The following is a 17057-nucleotide window of genomic DNA, read 5'->3' as shown; positions in this document are numbered from 1 at the left end:
GATGACATGAGCTTCGACGGGCAGGGAAGCAGCCACTGGTTCGACGACGAGGCCGGACCGGTGGTCCGCCCCTACGCCATGACCCGCGGCCGGACCACGAGCACGGGCCAGCACCGCCTCGACCTGATCGCGGTGGTCGTCACCGAGCCCCACTCCGACGACCCGGAAACCGACCCGACACTCGCCCCGGAGCACGTGGACATCGTCGGGCTGTGCCGGGACACACCCCAGACGGTCGCCGAACTCGCCGCCGGGCTGGACCTGCCGGTCGGTGTGGTCCGCGTGCTGGTCGGCGACCTCGTCGACACCGGCTTCGTCCACGTGAACCGTCCGGTTCCGCCTGCCGAACTGCCGGACGAGAGTATTCTCCGCGACGTGATCGACGGCCTCCGGGCGTTGTGAGCCGCACGGAAGCGGGGTACTGACATGACCGGCTGGCAGTTCTGGGTCGACCGGGGCGGCACGTTCACCGACATCGTCGCGCGCCGGCCCGACGGCCGGCTGCTCACCCACAAGGTGCTCTCGGACACCCCGGCCGCCGGCACCGGTCCGGCGGCGGTGCCCGACGCGGCGGTCACCGGCATCCGGCAGCTGCTCGGGGACTCCCGGGAGCCGGTCGAGGCGGTCCGCATGGGCACCACCGTCGCCACCAACGCCCTCCTCGAACACACCGGCGAACGCACCCTGCTCGTCATCACCCGGGGCTTCCGCGACGCCCTGCGGATCGCCTACCAGAACCGCCCGCACATCTTCGCCCGCCGCATCGACCTGCCCGAGATGCTCCACGAGCGGGTCGTCGAGGTCGACGAACGGATCGCCGCCGACGGCACCGTGCTGCGGCCCCCCGACCTCGACGCGCTGGCCGGGCCGCTGCGGCAGGCGTACGACGACGGCATCCGGGCCGTGGCCGTGGTCTGCCTGCACAGCCACCTCCACCCCGCCCACGAGCGGGCCGTCGGAGACCTCGCCGCCCGTATCGGCTTCCCGCAGATCTCGCTCTCCAGCGAGGTCAGCCCCCTGATGAAACTGGTGCCCCGGGGAGACACCGCCGTCGTCGACGCCTACCTCTCGCCCGGGCTGCGCCGCCATGTCCGGCGCGTCGCCGACGCGCTCGGCGGAGCGCGCCTGATGTTCATGCAGTCCAACGGCGGGCTCACCGAGGCCGGGCAGTTCCGCGGCAAGGACGCCATCCTCTCCGGCCCCGCCGGCGGCATCGTCGGGATGGCGCGCATGTCGCAGCTCGCCGGATTCGACCGGGTCATCGGCTTCGACATGGGCGGCACCTCCACCGACGTCTCCCATTTCGCCGGCGCGTACGAACGCGTCTTCACCACGCAGATCGCCGGGGTCCGGTTGCGCGCGCCCATGCTGGACATCCACACCGTCGCCGCCGGCGGCGGCTCCGTCCTGCACTTCGACGGCTCCCGGTACCGGGTCGGCCCCGACTCGGCGGGCGCCGAGCCCGGACCGGCCTGCTACCGGGGCGGCGGCCCGCTCGCCGTCACCGACGCCAACGTCATGCTCGGCCGCATCCAGGCGGCGCACTTCCCGGCCGTCTTCGGCCCGGACCGCGACCAGCCGCTCGACACCGCCCTCGTGCGGGACCGCTTCACCGCCCTCGCCCGTGAGATCCGGGAGCGCACCGGCGACGACCGCACACCGGAACAGGTCGCCGAGGGCTATCTGCGGATCGCCGTCGCCAACATCGCCGCCGCCATCAAGCGGATCTCCGTGCAGCGGGGCCACGACGTCACCCGCTACGCCCTGACCACCTTCGGAGGCGCCGGCGGCCAGCACGCCTGCAAGGTGGCCGACTCGCTCGGCATCCGCACCGTCCTCGTCCCGCCCGCCGCCGGCGTCCTCTCCGCGCTCGGCATCGGGCTCGCCGACACCACGGCCATGCGCGAGCAGTCCGTCGAGGCACCGCTGGAACCCGCCTCGATGCCGGACGTCGAGCGGACCGCCGACGACCTGGAGGCCGCCGCCCGCGCCGAACTGCGGGCCGAGGACGTCCCCGAGGACCGGATCGAGGTCACCCGCCGCGCCCAGCTGCGCTACGACGGCACCGACACCACCCTCACCGTCGAGCTGACCCGTCCCGAGACGATGCGGCGCGCCTTCGAGGACCGTCATCGCGCCACGTACTCCTTCACCCTCGACCGGCCCCTCGTGGTCGAAGCACTCTCCGTCGAAGCCACCGGCCTCACCGAACCCCCCGATCTGTCGTCACTCGCACCCCGCGCGCGAGCCGCCGGGCCCCCGCGGACCGTCCCGCTCCACACCGGCGGCGCGTGGCGCGACGTCCCCCTGCACCACCGGGAGGAACTCCCTCCCGGTGGGACCGTCACCGGACCCGCGATCATCACCGAGGCCGGCTCGACCACCGTCGTCGACGACGGCTGGCGCGCCGCCGCGACGGATACCGGGCACCTGGTCATGGAACGCACGGCGGTCACACAGGGTTCCCAGGTCGTCACGGAGAGGGACCCGGTGTTGCTGGAGGTCTTCAACAACCTCTTCATGTCGATCGCCGAACAGATGGGGGCCCGCCTGGAGTCGACCGCCCAGTCCGTCAACATCAAGGAGCGCCTGGACTTCTCCTGCGCCCTGTTCGACCCGGACGGCGCGCTCGTCGCCAACGCCCCCCACATCCCCGTCCACCTGGGCTCCATGGGCACCAGCGTCCAGGAGGTCCTCCGGCGCCGCGGCCCCCGCATGCGCCCCGGCGACACCTACGCCGTCAACGACCCGTACCACGGCGGCACCCACCTGCCGGACGTCACCGTGATCACCCCCGTCTTCAGCACCGAGCCACCACCCGGCACCGAGCCACCACCCGGCACCGAGCCCCCGCCCGGCACCGAGCCCCCGCCCGGCACCGAGCCCCCGCCCGGCACCGAGCCCCCGCCCGGCACCGAGCCCCCGCCCGGCACCGAGCCCCCGCCCGGCACCGAGCCTCCGCCCGGCACCGAGCCACCACCCGGCACCCCGGCGGACGCCGTCACCGACGACGGCCCCGAGCTGCTGTTCCTCGTCGCCTCCCGCGGCCACCACGCCGAGATCGGCGGCATCGCCCCCGGCTCCATGCCCGCCGACAGCCGCACCATCGAGGAGGAGGGCGTCCTCTTCGACACCTGGCTGCTCGCCGAGGACGGCCGCCTCCGGGAGGAGGAGACCCTCCGCCTGCTGACCGGGGCGCCCCACCCCTCCCGCAACCCGGCGACCAACCTCGCCGACCTGCGGGCCCAGATCGCCGCCAACCGGAAGGGCGTCGACGAGGTCCGCCGCATGATCGGCGTCTTCGGCCTCGACGTCGTCCAGGCGTACATGCGGCACGTCCAGGACAACGCCGAGGAAGCGGTCCGGCGCGTCATCGACACCCTCGACGACGGCGCGTACGCCTACGAGACCGACTCGGGCGCCGTCATCCGGGTGCGCGTCACCGTGGACCGCGCCCGGCGCTCGGCGACCGTCGACTTCACCGGGACGTCCGCGCAGCTGCCCACCAACTTCAACGCCCCGTTCGCCGTCGTCAACGCGGCCGTGCTGTACGTCTTCCGCACCCTCGTCGCCGACGACATCCCCCTCAACGACGGCTGCCTGCGCCCCCTGACGATCATCGTGCCGCCCGGCTCCATGCTGGCGCCCGAGCCGCCGGCGGCCGTCGTCGCGGGCAACGTCGAGACCTCCCAGGCCATCACCGGGGCCCTCTACGCCGCGCTCGGCGTCCAGGCGGAGGGGTCCGGCACCATGAACAACGTCACCTTCGGCAACGACCGTCACCAGTACTACGAGACCCTCGCCTCCGGATCGGGCGCCGGCGACGGCTTCCCCGGCGCCTCCGTCGTGCAGACCCACATGACCAACTCGCGGCTCACCGACCCCGAGGTGCTCGAATGGCGGCTGCCGGTCCGGCTCGAGGAGTTCGCCGTCCGCCCCGGCAGCGGTGGCGCAGGCCGGTGGCGCGGCGGGGACGGCGCGGTGCGCCGCCTCCGCTTCCTGGAGCCCATGACCGTCTCCACCCTGTCCCAGCACCGCCGGGTCCCGCCCTACGGCATGGCCGGCGGTGAGCCCGGGGCGCTCGGAGCCAACCGGATCGAACGGGCGGACGGCAGCGTCCTCCGGCTCGCCGGGAGCGACTCGGCCGAGGTCGGGCCCGGGGACGTCCTCGTCATCGAAACCCCCGGCGGCGGAGGCTACGGCCCACCGACCGCCCCGTCGAGCAGGAGAGAAGACCGATGATCTTCGGCCGTTCCGAGCGCGGGAAGCCCCCGGTCGAGCCCGTCACGCTCAAGATCCTCGTGGCCGGCGGTTTCGGCGTGGGGAAGACGACGCTCGTCGGCGCGGTCAGCGAGATCCGGCCGCTGCGTACCGAGGAACTGCTCACCGAGGCCGGCCGCCCGGTCGACGACCTGCGCGGGGTGGAGGCGAAGAACACCACCACCGTGGCCATGGACTTCGGCCGCATCACCCTGCGCGAGGACCTCGTGCTGTACCTGTTCGGCACCCCCGGCCAGGAACGGTTCTGGTTCATGTGGGACGAACTGTCCGAGGGCGCCCTCGGTGCCGTCGTCCTCGCCGACACCCGGCGGCTGGAGGACTGCTTCGCCGCCATCGACTACTTCGAGCGCCGCGCCATCCCCTTCGTGGTCGGCGTCAACTGCTTCGAGGGGGCGGACCGTTACCCCGCCGAGGACGTCCGGCAGGCCCTCGACCTCGACGACCACGTCCCTCTGCTGATGTGCGACGCACGGGAGCGCGAGTCGGTCAAGGAGGTCCTCGTGGGCGTGGTCCGGCACGCCATGACACAGGCGGCGCGCGGCCGCCCCGCGGTCACCACCTGACGCGTCCGCAACGGCCGCCGGCCGGACCGGTCCGTGGCCCCGCCCCGTCGACGGCGGCCGTCGCCCGGACCGGTCCGCCCTCCCACCGCGCCAAGCGCCTGCCACGGCGGCAGGGCCGCGCGGGCCGGTCGCGCACGCCGGGACGCCGGTCAGTCGTCCCCCTCCTCGACCCAGCCGAAGCTCCGCTCCACCGCCCTGCGCCAGTTGCGGTACTCCCGCTCCCGTTCCGCTGCCGCCATGGACGGCTCCCACGCGGCGTCCTGCCGCCAGTGCGCCGTCAGCTCGTCGAGGCCGTTCCACACCCCCGTGGCGAGCCCGGCGGCGTACGCGGCGCCCAGACAGGTCGTCTCGGACACCCGCGGCCGGATCACCGGCACGTCGAGCACGTCCGCCTGATGCTGCATCAGCAGGTCGTTCCCTGTCATGCCGCCGTCGACCTTCAGGGTGCTGATCCGGACGCCGGAGTCCTGGTACATGGCGTCCACCACCTCCCGGGTCTGCCAGCTCGTCGCCTCCAGCACCGCCCGCGCCAGATGCGCCTTGGTGACGTAGCGGGTGAGGCCGGTCACCACGCCCCGCGCGTCGGAACGCCAGTAGGGCGCGAACAGGCCCGAGAACGCGGGCACGACGTAGGCGCCGCCGTTGTCCTCCACGCTCGCCGCCAGCGGCTCGATCTCGTCCGCGTTGCGGATGATGCCGAGCTGGTCGCGGAACCACTGGACCAGCGCGCCGGTGATCGCGATCGACCCCTCCAGGCAGTAGACGGGCGCCTCGTCGCCGATCCGGTAGCCCACCGTGGTCAGCAGCCCGCTCTTGGACGGCACCGGCCGGTCCCCGGTGTTCAGCAGCAGGAAGCTGCCGGTGCCGTAGGTGTTCTTCGCGGTGCCCACCTCGTAGCAGGCCTGCCCGAACACCGCCGCCTGCTGGTCGCCGAGGGCCGACGCCACCGGAACACCCGCGAGTTGACCCACGGCGGTGCCGTAGACCTCCGCCGAGGAGCGGATCTCCGGCAGGACGGCCTCCGGCACGTCCATGGCCGCCAGGACCGACGGGTCCCACTGGAGCGTGTGCAGGTTCATCAGCATCGTCCGGCTCGCGTTGGTCACGTCCGTGACGTGCCGGCCGCCGTCCGGGCCGCCCGTGAGGTTCCAGATCAGCCAGGAGTCGATGGTGCCGAACGCGATCTCGCCGTTGACGGCCCGGGCTCTCAGCCCGGGCACGTGGTCCAGCAGCCAGGCCACCTTGGGCCCGGAGAAGTAGGCGGCCAGCGGCAGCCCCGTCGCCTCGCGGAAACGGTCCTGCCCGTCGGTGCCGCCCAGTCGGCGACAGAGCGCGGCCGTCCGCGTGTCCTGCCACACGACCGCGTTGTGCACCGGCTTGCCCGTGGCGCGGTCCCACAGCACCGTCGTCTCCCGCTGGTTGGTGATGCCCAGCGCGCTCAGATCACCGGCTTCCAGACCGGCCTAAGCGAGCGCCCCGGCCACCACCGCCCGCACCGTGGACCAGATCTCGGTGGCGTCGTGCTCCACCCAGCCGGGCTTCGGGAAGATCTGGCGGTGCTCCCGCTGGTCGACGGCGACGATCGCGCCGTGCCGGTCGAAGACGATGCAGCGGCTGGAGGTGGTGCCCTGGTCGATCGCGGCGACGAACGTGCCCGTCATGACGTCCCCTTCGTCGGTTCGTTCAGAAGGCTGCGTTGAAGACGACCCCGGACAGGGCCGCACCGATCAGGGGCCCCACGACGGGAACCCACGCGTAACCCCAGTCCGACGTCCCCTTGTTGGGGATCGGCAGCAGCGCGTGCACCACGCGCGGCCCCAGGTCGCGGGCCGGGTTGATGGCGTACCCGGTCGGACCGCCGAGCGAGAGCCCGATGCCGACCACCAGGAACGAGACGATCAGGATCGACGTACCCGACTCGCCGAGCCCCTCGGTCAGACCGAAGGCCAGGATCGGCAGCACCAGACCGACCGTCGCGATGATCTCGGTGACGAGGTTGGCGAGCGGATGGCGGATCGCCGGCGTCGTGGAGAAGATGCCGAGCGTCGGCTGGGCCAGGTCCTCGTCCGCGTTGGCCCGGAACTGCGCGTAGTAGACCAGCCAGCACAGCACGGCGCCCAGCATCGCGCCCACCAACTGCCCGGCCACGTACACGTGCACCTGGTCCCACGCGCCGGTGTCGATGGCGATCCCCAGGGTGACCGCCGGGTTCAGGTGACCGCCGGACAGCGGCGCCGCGGTGTAGGCCCCCGCCATCACACCGAAACCCCAGCCCAGCGCGATGACGACCCAGCCGGCGTCCTTCGCCTTCGAGTGGTTCAGGACGACCGCCGCGACGACCCCGGCGCCGAACAGGATGAGGATCGCGGTTCCGATGATCTCCCCGACGAACACGTCTCCGTTGCTCATGGCGGCTCCTCGGCCCGGCCCGGAAGCGTCCCGTCCCGGACCTCACGTGCAGGATGCGTTTCCCATGGCGACATCGGCCGAGGACGGGGACGTCCCGTGCCCCGCCCGGCGTCCGTGTCGAGCGTGCCGTGGCCGTCGCACCGCCCGCGGGGGAGCGGGCCCCGGCATGCGGGACCCCAGCCGCGACGTGCGGGAAAGCGCCGGGATGAGCGGCGGTGCCGACCGACACGGGAAGTGTTCACCGGCGCCCGGGGGCCGTCAAGGTCGCCGACCGGACCGGTTGCCGCACCCTCCGGCACGGCGGCGCGCCCCGAGCGGCACCGAGCCCCGCGACCCGTCCGACGCCGAGCCCCGCGGCCCGTCCGACCCGAGCGGCGCGACCCGCCCGACGCCGAGCCCCGCGACCCGCCCGACCCGAGCGGCGCGCCCGGCACCGAACGGACGGTCCGATGATCGGATACAGTCCGCGCGTGTCCAGAACTCACCCACCCGCCCCCAACACCGCGCCCGGCTCCCACTGTTCGAGCTGCGGCACGCCCTACGGGGAGGGCGTCTCCGGCTGGCCCCGCACCTGCTCGGCCTGCGGCACCACGGCCTACCGCAACCCCCTGCCCGTCGCGGTCGCCCTCCAGCCCGTGTACGACACCCAGGGCACGGGCCTGGTCGTCATCACCCGCACCGTCCCTCCCGCCCGCGGCGGAGTCGCACTGCCCGGCGGCTTCCTCGACGACCGCGAGGACTGGCGGCAGGCCGTCGTGCGCGAACTCCGCGAGGAGACCGGCATCGAAGCCGCCGCCCGGGACGTGCGGCTCGCCGACGCCATGAGCTCCCCGGACGGCCACCTGCTGCTGTTCGGCCTCCTCCCGGAACGCTCCGCCGAGACCCTGCCGCCGTTCGCCGCCACGAACGAGACCGACGGCCGCCGCCTGCTGCGCCGTGCCGAGGAACTGGCCTTCCCCCTGCACACCCTCGCCGCCCGCGCCTGGTTCGAGGGCCGCTACATCTGATCCGTCGCAGCCGTCACGCCGGTCGCGGCCGTCACGCCCGTCGCAGCGGTCCCGACAGCCGCACCCGCCGCCCCGTCCGGCCGCGCGCCGTACCGCCCAGCCCCGCCCAGCCCGCCCCGCCCCCCGGCACGTCAGCGCGGTCCGTCCCCCCGCAGCCGTACCGGGTGGGGCGGCTCCGCGGCGCCCAGGTCCCCCTCCCGTTCGACGACGAGCCGGCGCCCCGCCCACCGCACCGTGTACCGCTCGGGCTCCGGCTCCTTCCACCCGTCCCCGGCGTCCGGCACCACGGTGCCGCCACCCGTGCGACCCCGGGCCGGTGCCCACACCTCCAGTTCCAGCCCGCCGTGCGCCCCGCGCACCGGCAGCACCGCCCCGGCACGGGCGAACACCGGGATCCGCTCCGGCGGCGCCTCGGCCGTCACCCGGCCCGGGCCCTCGTACGCCCGCCCCGTCACCGTGTCGTACCAGCGCCCGCGCGGCAGCGGCACGACCCGGCGGACCGCGCCGGGCTCCAGCACCGGTGCCACCAGCAGGGCGTCCCCCAGCAGGAAGGCGTCCTCGCAGTCGCGCAGCACCCGGTCCTCCGGCGCCGACCACCACACCGGCCGTACCGGCGGTGCACCCGTGCGCGCGGCCAGCCGGGCCAGCGTCGTCACGTACGGCAGCAGACGCCTCCGTTCGAGCAGCGCCGCCCGGACCGCGGACGCCACGTCGGCACCGGGCCCGCCCCCGAGCGCCCACCCGGCCGGCGGTTCCCCGCGGGTGCGCAGCAGCGGCAGATGCGCCCCCAACTGCAGCCACCGCACGTACAGCTCCGGGGAGAGCTCGGCACCGGGCCCGCCGACGTCCGCACCCGACACGGGAACGCCGCACAGACCGAGCCCCAGGACCAGCGCCAACGACGCCCGCAGCCCCGCCCAGTCCGCCGGCACCGTCCCCGGCCGGACCCCGCCGTACCGCTGCTGCCCCACCCACCCGGACCGCGAGACGACGCACGGCCGCTCGTCGGGGACCGACCGCAGCAGCCCCTCGTACGCCGCCCGGGCCATGCACAACGCGTACACGTTGTGCGCCTCGCGATGGTCCCCGCCCGCGCCGTCCAGGCAGTGGCGCGCCGACCGCGGCAGGGCCGCCCCGCCGAGGACCGCGAGCGAGGCCGGAGCGTCCGCCTCGTGCCAGAAGCCCGCCCACCCCCGCGCCCGGCCCTCCGCGTACAGCCCGCCCCACCAGGCGCGCACCCGAGGGTCGGTGAGGTCGGGGAAGACGGCGTCCCCCACCTCGTCCACGCCCCGCACCACCGCGCCCGACGCCTCCCGCACGAACACGTCCGCGGCCGTGCCCGCCGCATGGACCGCACCGCCGCGCCCCGCCCCCACCGAGGGGGCGACGTCCGACACCAGCCGGACGCCGTCCTGCCGCAACGCCTCCGCCAGGGCCGGCAGACCGGGGAACCGGTCCCGGTCGACGACGCACGCCCGGTGCCGGTCCAGGGGGGAGGAACCGAGGTGCACGGCGTCCAGCGGCAGCCCCCGCTCGCGGTGCGCGGCCACGACCCGGCGGACCTCCGCCTCGCCACCGGCCCCGTCCACCGCGTGATGGTGGCCGAACGCCCACGCGGGCGGCACGGCGGGCGCACCCGTCAGCGAGGCCCAGGCCAGCAGCACGCGCGCGGGCGTACCCACCATCACCCAGCAACGCAGCGGCCCCCCGTCCACCCGCAGCTCACTCGCCCCGGCCAGGTCGTGACCCGAGCCGTCGCCCTCCACCCCCTCCCGCAGCGTCACCGTGCCGTCCCAGGTGGTGTCGTGGAAGACCAGATGCGTCCCCGCGTCGGCCACCACCACCTGCACCGGCATCGTCACGTGCGCGGGCCCCCCGGCGGACACCCCGGCGCCCCCCGGGGAGCGGCGGGGCCCGGTGTTCCACAGCCGGTACCGTCCGGAGCGCAGCCGGGGCCCCGACGCCTGCCCGCCCAGCCCGAAGAAGCGGGCGTCGGCCGGCACCTCCGCACGCACCGCCCAGCGGCCCGGGCCACCCCCGTCCGGCTCCCACCAGCGGGGCGGAAGCTCCCGGCGCAGCAGCACACCGCCCGGGGTGAGCACCTCCACCGCGCCCTCCCGGGACACGGCCACGGTCACCCGCTCGGCCACCACCCGCCAGCCGCCGTCCGTGTCCGGCTCGAACACCGCCCGCGGATCCGGCTCCGGACACGCCCCGGCCAGCGCGTACGACGGTTCGGCAGCCGCCCCGTCCCAGCCCCAGAAGACCGCCCCGGTCACCGCCACCATCACCCGCACCTCGGAGCGGGCGAACCGCACCACGCCCCCGCCCGGACCCGGCTCCACCTCCCGCACGAGGCCCGGCACCCGCGCCCGCACCCGACCGCCCGCGGGCAGCCCCACGGCGTCCGCACGCCGCCTGCGCCACGCCGCCCGCACGGTACGCAACCCCTGAGCCGCCCCCGACGAGCCGACCGACCTCACCGAACGCACCAGGTCACGACCGTCCATGCTGTTCACCCTGCCACTCGCCGCTCCCCGCAGCCGTGCCGTTCAACTGCCGTTCACCCACGATGGGAGCACACCCGCTCGCCACGGATCGCGCGGGGCACCCTGGTGCGGAAGTCGATCACGTGGCATCGTCCCTGTCAGCCGCGTCACGCGCACACCCCAGCCCGTGCGCGCGGGACGCACACCATGCGCACAGTCCGGGAGCCGTACATGCCGACCGCGAACGACCAGCCCCTCTGGCAGCCCGATCCGGAACGAATCGCCCGCGCGCGGATCACCCGGTTCCAGGCATGGGCCGCCCAGCACCACGGTGCCCCCGCCGAGGGCGGGTACGCGGCCCTGCACCGCTGGTCCGTGGACGAGCTCGAGACGTTCTGGACGGCCGTCGCCCAGTGGTTCGACGTCCGCTTCGCGACACCTCCCACCCGGGTCCTCGCCGACCGCTCCATGCCGGGCGCCCAGTGGTTCCCCGGGGCGACGCTCAACTACGCCGAACACGCCCTGCGCGCCGCCGCGGAGCGCCCCGACGCCCCCGCCCTGCTGCACGTCGACGAGACCCACGAGCCGCGCGCCGTCACCTGGGCCGAGCTCGACCGCCAGGTCGGCTCCCTCGCCGCCGAGCTGCGCGCCCTGGGCGTGCGCCCCGGCGACCGCGTCAGCGGCTACCTGCCCAACATCCCGCAGGCCGTCGTCGCCCTCCTCGCCACGGCCGCCGTCGGCGGCGTGTGGACCTCCTGCGCGCCCGACTTCGGCGCCCGCAGCGTCCTCGACCGCTTCCAGCAGGTCGAGCCGGTCGTCCTGTTCACCGTCGACGGTTACCGCTACGGCGGCAAGGAACACGACCGCCGGGACGTCGTCGCCGAACTGCGCCGCGAACTGCCCACCCTGCGCGCCGTCGTGCACATCCCGCTGCTCGGCACCGACGCCCCGGACGGCGCGCTGGAGTGGACGGCCCTGACCTCCGCGGACACCGCACCCGTCTTCGACCCCGTGCCCTTCGACCACCCGCTGTGGGTGCTCTACTCCTCCGGCACCACCGGCCTGCCCAAGGCCATCGTCCAGTCCCAGGGCGGCATCCTGCTGGAACACCTCAAGCAACTGGGCCTGCACTGCGACCTCGGACCGGACGACCGGTTCTTCTGGTACACCTCGACCGGCTGGATGATGTGGAACTTCCTCGTCTCCGGCCTCCTGACCGGCACGACGATCGTCCTGTACGACGGCAGCCCCGGCTTCCCGGACACCGCCGCCCAGTGGCGGATCGCCGAACGCACCGGGGCCACCCTGTACGGCACCTCCGCCGCCTACGTGATGGCCTGCCGCAAGGCCGGCGTGCACCCCTCGCGCGACTTCGACCTGTCCGCCGTGCAGTGCGTCGCCACCACCGGCTCGCCGCTCCCGCCCGACGGCTTCCGGTGGCTGCACGACGAGGTCCGCGACGACCTGTGGATCGCCTCCGTCAGCGGCGGCACGGACGTCTGCTCCTGCTTCGCCGGAGCCGTCCCGACCCTGCCCGTGCACATCGGCGAGCTGCAGGCCCCCTGCCTGGGCACCGACCTGCAGTCCTGGGACCCCGGCGGCCGGCCCCTGACCGACGAGGTCGGCGAGCTCGTCGTCACCAACCCCATGCCGTCGATGCCCGTCCACTTCTGGAACGACCCGGACGGCAGCCGCTACCACGACAGCTACTTCGACGTGTACCCCGGCGTGTGGCGGCACGGCGACTGGATCACCGTCACCTCCCGCGGCTCGGTGATCATCCACGGCCGCTCGGACTCCACGCTCAACCGCCAGGGCGTGCGCATGGGGTCCGCCGACATCTACGAGGCCGTCGAACGACTCCCGGAGATCAAGGAGTCCCTGGTCATCGGCGTCGAACAGCCCGACGGCGGCTACTGGATGCCGCTGTTCGTCCACCTCGCCCCCGGTGCCGTGCTCGACGACGCCCTGCTGGACCGTATCAAGCGGACCATCCGCCAGGAACTGTCACCCCGCCACGTCCCCGACGAGGTCATCGAGGTCCCCGGCGTGCCGCACACCCTCACCGGAAAACGCATCGAGGTCCCGGTCAAACGACTCCTCCAGGGCACCCCCCTGGAGAAGGCCGTCAACCCCGGCTCCGTCGACGACCTTGGCCTCCTGGCCTTCTACGAGGACCTGGCCCGCAAACGCGCGTGACCGACCGGGGGCGCCGCCAGCGAGTGCGGCGGCGCCCCCGGCACCGCCGAAGCCGGGTCGTACTCGACACCCGCACGTCGAACTGGTCCCGCGACACCGCCGCCACCCCGTTCCTGCGCGCCCCGGAGACGTGACCGCCCCGGGGCTCAGGGCACCCGGACCGCACACCGCCCGGCGCACCCCGGCCCCCAGCGCCGTGCGCGGCAGCCACCTCGGAGCACCCGGCCTCGCCCAGGCCGCCCAGCGCAGTATCGACTCCCTCACGGTCACCGCCGCCATCGGCGCCGGGCCCCTCGGAGGGGCGCCCTTCGGCACGCTCACCGCCGCGACCTGCCTGTTTCCACACCGGCTGGTGCGCGACCGCCTCACCCGGACCCCAGTGTCAGTGCCCCCGATTACGGTGAGTGAGCATTGATGGACCGACATGCACGGGGGACACATGACCGCCACCGACCACCGCACCCTGCGACGCGTCCTGCGCCGCGAGATCGCGGGCACCATCGGCCTCCTCGCCGACGAACACGACTTCCGCGCCATGCGGCGCTATCGGACCTTCGCCTTCGAGGACCACACCACCTACCTGCACCACGTGGAAACCCTCCTCAGGACCCGCACCCTGCAGGGCGGCTTCACCACCCTGGCCCTCTTCGACCCCGAGGAGTTCGCCGACTACTGCACCCGCGGCGGCCTCGACCCCGACAGCCCCGCCAGCCGCACCCGGTTCACCGCCGAACTCGCCGCCACCGGCCCGACCGTCCCCTACGACGGCGAGCCCCTGACCCACCTCGTACCCGCCCTCGTCGACGAAGCCGTCCGCCGGGCCACCTGGGACTACGCGGCCGCCCTCCTCGCCCGCCTCGGCGCCTGCGCCACCTGCGGCGAGGACCTCGGCCGTGCGGCCTTCGCCCGCGCCTCCCGGCTCCTCACCCGCATCCTGGACACCGCCCCACCCGGCCACCGGCACCTGGTGTGCAGCGTCGCCGGACCCGACGAGACACTCGTCGCCGTCCTCCACGCGGACCCCACCGCCTCCGACGGCACCACCGGCGGCCCCGACCTGGACGAGGCCGAAGCGCTCGAGTTCACCGCCGTCCTGGCCGTCGGCCTCGCCACCCACAGCCCCGGCGGACTCGTCGTCCGGATCACCACCCCCGGCGCACCCGACCGCGTCCACGGCTGGCGGCTGCGCGGCTACGGCCTCACCCCGCTCACCGCCGGCGAGGTCTTCGACGCCTACTGCACCGACGCGACCTCCGGAGAACCCATCCCGCCCGAGTCCAACGTCGACTACTGCGCCCCACCCGACCTCGGCGACACGGAACCGGGCCCACTCCACGGGCACTGACCCCCACGAGCACCGCCGCACGAGCAGCGGAGCGACACCCCGGACGGCGAAGGGGCACCCCCACACGGAGGTGCCCCTGCCCGGACCGCACCCGCGGCCCACGACGTCCCGGTCGTCCGCCGGGTGCTGTCGGACTACTCGCCCGACAGCACCGACCGCGCCGCGTCCCGCGCCTCCTCGGCGCTGTCCGCGGCACGCGCCGCGGACGCGGCCCGCTCACACTGCGCCAGCGTGTACTGCGCCAGCGTCGCCCGCACATACGGAATCGACGCCGCCCCCATCGAGAGAGAGGTGACCCCCAGACCGGTCAGCACACACGCCAGCAGCGGATCCGACGCCGCCTCGCCGCAGACACCGCAGCTCTTGCCCTCGGCCCGCGCCGCCTCCGCGGACAGCGCCACCAGGTCGAGCAGCGCGGGCTGCCACGGGTCCTGCAGCCGGGACACCGCACCCACCTGCCGGTCGGCGGCGAACGTGTACTGCGCGAGGTCGTTCGTGCCCAACGACAGGAACTCCACCTCCTGCAGGACCGAACCGGCCCGCAGGGCCGCCGACGGGATCTCGACCATCGCACCGACCTTCGCCCGCAGGCCGGCCTCCCGGCACGCCTCGGCGAACGCCCTGGCATCGGCGCGGTCGGCCACCATCGGAGCCATGACCTCCAGGTACACCGACAGCCCCTCGGCGGCCTCGGCCAGCGCGGACAGCTGTGTCCGCAGCACCTCCGGGTGGTCGAGCAGGGACCGCAGCCCGCGCACCCCCAGAGCGGGGTTCGGCTCGTCCGCCGGCGTCAGGAAGTCCAGCGGCTTGTCCGCACCCGCGTCCAGCACCCGCACGACGACCCGGCCGTCGGGAAACGCCTCCAGCACCTGGCGGTAGGCCGCGACCTGCTTCTCCTTCGACGGAGCGTTCTTGCTGTCGTCCAGGAACAGGAACTCGGTGCGGAAGAGACCGACGCCCTCAGCCCCCGCCCCCACGGCGGCCTCCACGTCGGCCGGGCCGCCGATGTTGGCCAGCAGCGGCACCTTGTGGCCGTCCGCGGTCGCACCGGGCCCCGTCGCCGAGGCCAGCGCCGCCTTGCGTTCCGCGGCGGCCGCCTCCAGCCGCGCCTTCTTCTCCTCGCTCGGATTCACGAAGATCTCACCGGAGCTGCCGTCCACGGCGATCACCGTGCCCTCGGCGAGCTCACCGGCGCCCGGCAGCGCGACCACGGCCGGCACACCGAGCGCCCGGGCCAGGATGGCACTGTGGCTGGTGGGCCCGCCCTCCTCGGTGACGAAGCCGAGCACCAGCGTCGGATCCAGCAGCGCCGTGTCCGCCGGCGCCAGGTCACGGGCCACCAGGACGTAAGGCTCGTCGCTGTCCGGGACGCCCGGCATCGGCACGCCCAGCAACCGGGCCACGATGCGGTTCCGCACGTCGTCGAGGTCGGCCACCCGGCCGGCCATGTACTCCCCGGCACCGGCCAGCAGCTCGCGGTACGCCGCGAACGCGTCGTACACCGCCCGCTCCGCCGTGCTCCCGGACGTGATGCGCCGCTCCACGTCCGTCATCAGCTCGGGGTCCTGCGCCATCATGGCCTGCGCCTCGAGCACGGCCTGGGCTTCGCCGCCCGCCAGGTTGCCGCGCGCCGTCAGGTCGGCGGCGACCGCCTCCACGGCCTTGCGGGCCCGCCCCTGCTCGCGCTCGGCCTCGTCCGCGGCGATCTGCCTGGCCGGCGGTTCGAGCACGGCCGTGCCCATGTGCCGCACCTCGCCGATCGCCACACCGTGGCTCACGCCCACACCCTGCAGCGTTGTCTCCATCTCACCCGTCTCCGATAGTGCGGCGCGCCCCGCCGCCGAGTTGCTTGTCCTTCTCGCCGGTCACGCCAGGAGCGACGGCACCGGCACGGTGGTCACTTCCAGAGGAAGAGGGTGTCACCGGCCTTGACGTCGTCGCTCTCCCGCAGCTCGGAGAGCGCGTCCGCGGTGGCCTCCAGCGCCACGACCGGGCACACCGGGGACTTGCCCGCGGCCTCGACGGCTGCGGGGTCCCACCGCACGATGCTCTGGCCACGGGTGACCGTGTCGCCCTTGTTGACCAGGAGCTCGAAGCCCTCGCCGTTGAGCTGGACGGTGTCGATGCCGAGGTGGGTGAGCACGCCGTGTCCGCTGCCGTCGACCACGACGAAGGCGTGCGGGTGCAGCGAGACGATGACGCCGTCGACGGGGGAGACGGCCGTGGAGGGCTCCCGTACGGGGTCGATCGCGGTACCCGGGCCGACCATGGCCCCGGAGAAGACGGGATCGGGCACGGCTGCCAGTCCGATGGCCCGTCCTTCGAGCGGGGCGGTCACGGTGGTCATGGGAAGCCTCCCAGGTGGAGATCTATAGGGGCGTGGCGGTCACAACCTGTTCCGGACCGCGCACTGTCCAGCAGCGTATGTCATGGGACGTACCGGTTCGGGCGGAAGATCCGAACCAGAGGTCTAGACCACATACCCTAATCGATTTGCACGCGGTCCGCGACCCCGTGTACAGTCGTCACTCCTGCTTGGGAATGAGTGACGCGATCACGCGTCCTGCCCGGCGGGGAAACCAACTCGTCAGATCCTACTCCTGGGATCGTCATCTGCATGCCCGCAGGTGATGGTCAAAGGGCCGGAAAAACACTGATAGAGTCGGAAACACCGAAGGGAAGCGCCCGGAGGAAAGCCCGAGAGGGTGAGTACGAAGGAAGCGTCCGTTCCTTGAGAACTCAACAGCGTGCCAAAAGTCAACGC

Annotated in this window: 10 protein-coding genes and 1 pseudogene; 6 read left to right on the top strand and 5 right to left on the bottom strand. The window is 73.9% G+C overall.

The window, feature by feature from the left end; genetic code table 11:
• The first annotated feature begins 6 nt into the window (after positions 1-6).
• Genes AC02VZ_RS07670 through AC02VZ_RS07660 form a run of 3 tightly spaced genes read left to right on the top strand, consistent with a single transcriptional unit; the run spans position 7 to position 4844 of the window.
• Positions 7-402 (top strand): DUF742 domain-containing protein, encoded by a 396-nt coding sequence (locus AC02VZ_RS07670; RefSeq protein ID WP_476474914.1) that lies wholly within the window; start codon positions 7-9, stop codon positions 400-402.
• A gap of 24 nt (positions 403-426) precedes the next feature.
• The gene (locus AC02VZ_RS07665) at positions 427-4242 is read left to right on the top strand and encodes a hydantoinase B/oxoprolinase family protein (protein WP_476474913.1); all 3816 of its coding nucleotides are present in this window, start codon (positions 427-429) and stop codon (positions 4240-4242) included.
• A complete protein-coding gene (locus AC02VZ_RS07660) occupies positions 4239-4844 on the top strand; it encodes a GTP-binding protein (RefSeq protein WP_432056377.1) in 606 nt (201 codons plus the stop codon). Before AC02VZ_RS07665 ends, AC02VZ_RS07660 begins: the two co-directional genes overlap by 4 nt.
• Before the next feature lie 149 nt (positions 4845-4993).
• Here the strand turns inward: AC02VZ_RS07660 and glpK are convergent.
• Positions 4994-6505: pseudogene (gene glpK / locus AC02VZ_RS07655) on the bottom strand (glycerol kinase GlpK).
• 22 nt (positions 6506-6527) lie between these two features.
• Positions 6528-7253, bottom strand: a complete 726-nt coding sequence (locus AC02VZ_RS07650) for an MIP/aquaporin family protein (protein ID WP_432056375.1) — start codon at positions 7251-7253, stop codon at positions 6528-6530.
• A 449-nt stretch (positions 7254-7702) separates the two neighbouring features.
• On the opposite strand from AC02VZ_RS07650, the gene AC02VZ_RS07645 reads away from it, so the two are divergent.
• The gene (locus AC02VZ_RS07645) at positions 7703-8260 is read left to right on the top strand and encodes an NUDIX domain-containing protein (protein WP_432056373.1); all 558 of its coding nucleotides are present in this window, start codon (positions 7703-7705) and stop codon (positions 8258-8260) included.
• A 131-nt stretch (positions 8261-8391) separates the two neighbouring features.
• Here the strand turns inward: AC02VZ_RS07645 and AC02VZ_RS07640 are convergent, their stop codons facing one another.
• Complete coding sequence (locus AC02VZ_RS07640; protein ID WP_432056372.1) at positions 8392-10770, bottom strand: glycoside hydrolase family 31 protein; 2379 nt, start codon at positions 10768-10770, stop codon at positions 8392-8394.
• 210 nt (positions 10771-10980) lie between these two features.
• Between AC02VZ_RS07640 and AC02VZ_RS07635 the strand changes: the two genes are divergently transcribed.
• Positions 10981-12948 carry an acetoacetate--CoA ligase gene (locus tag AC02VZ_RS07635; protein ID WP_432056371.1) on the top strand — a complete coding sequence of 656 codons (1968 nt, stop codon included), beginning with the start codon at positions 10981-10983 and terminating at the stop codon, positions 12946-12948.
• A gap of 439 nt (positions 12949-13387) precedes the next feature.
• The gene (locus tag AC02VZ_RS07630; RefSeq protein WP_476474912.1) at positions 13388-14293 is read left to right on the top strand and encodes a hypothetical protein; all 906 of its coding nucleotides are present in this window, start codon (positions 13388-13390) and stop codon (positions 14291-14293) included.
• Between the two features lie 134 nt (positions 14294-14427).
• On the opposite strand, the gene ptsP is transcribed toward AC02VZ_RS07630, so the two are convergent.
• The gene (gene ptsP, locus AC02VZ_RS07625) at positions 14428-16098 is read right to left on the bottom strand and encodes a phosphoenolpyruvate--protein phosphotransferase (protein WP_476474911.1); all 1671 of its coding nucleotides are present in this window, start codon (positions 16096-16098) and stop codon (positions 14428-14430) included.
• 92 nt (positions 16099-16190) lie between these two features.
• Positions 16191-16640 carry a PTS sugar transporter subunit IIA gene (locus AC02VZ_RS07620; RefSeq protein WP_362093528.1) on the bottom strand — a complete coding sequence of 150 codons (450 nt, stop codon included), beginning with the start codon at positions 16638-16640 and terminating at the stop codon, positions 16191-16193.
• Between the last annotated feature and the right edge of the window lie 417 nt (positions 16641-17057).

Source organism: Streptomyces sp. 3-6 (genome assembly GCF_056323165.1).
The sequence above is the reverse complement of the archived record's forward strand: the minus strand, read 5'-3'. Positions and strand labels throughout refer to the sequence as shown.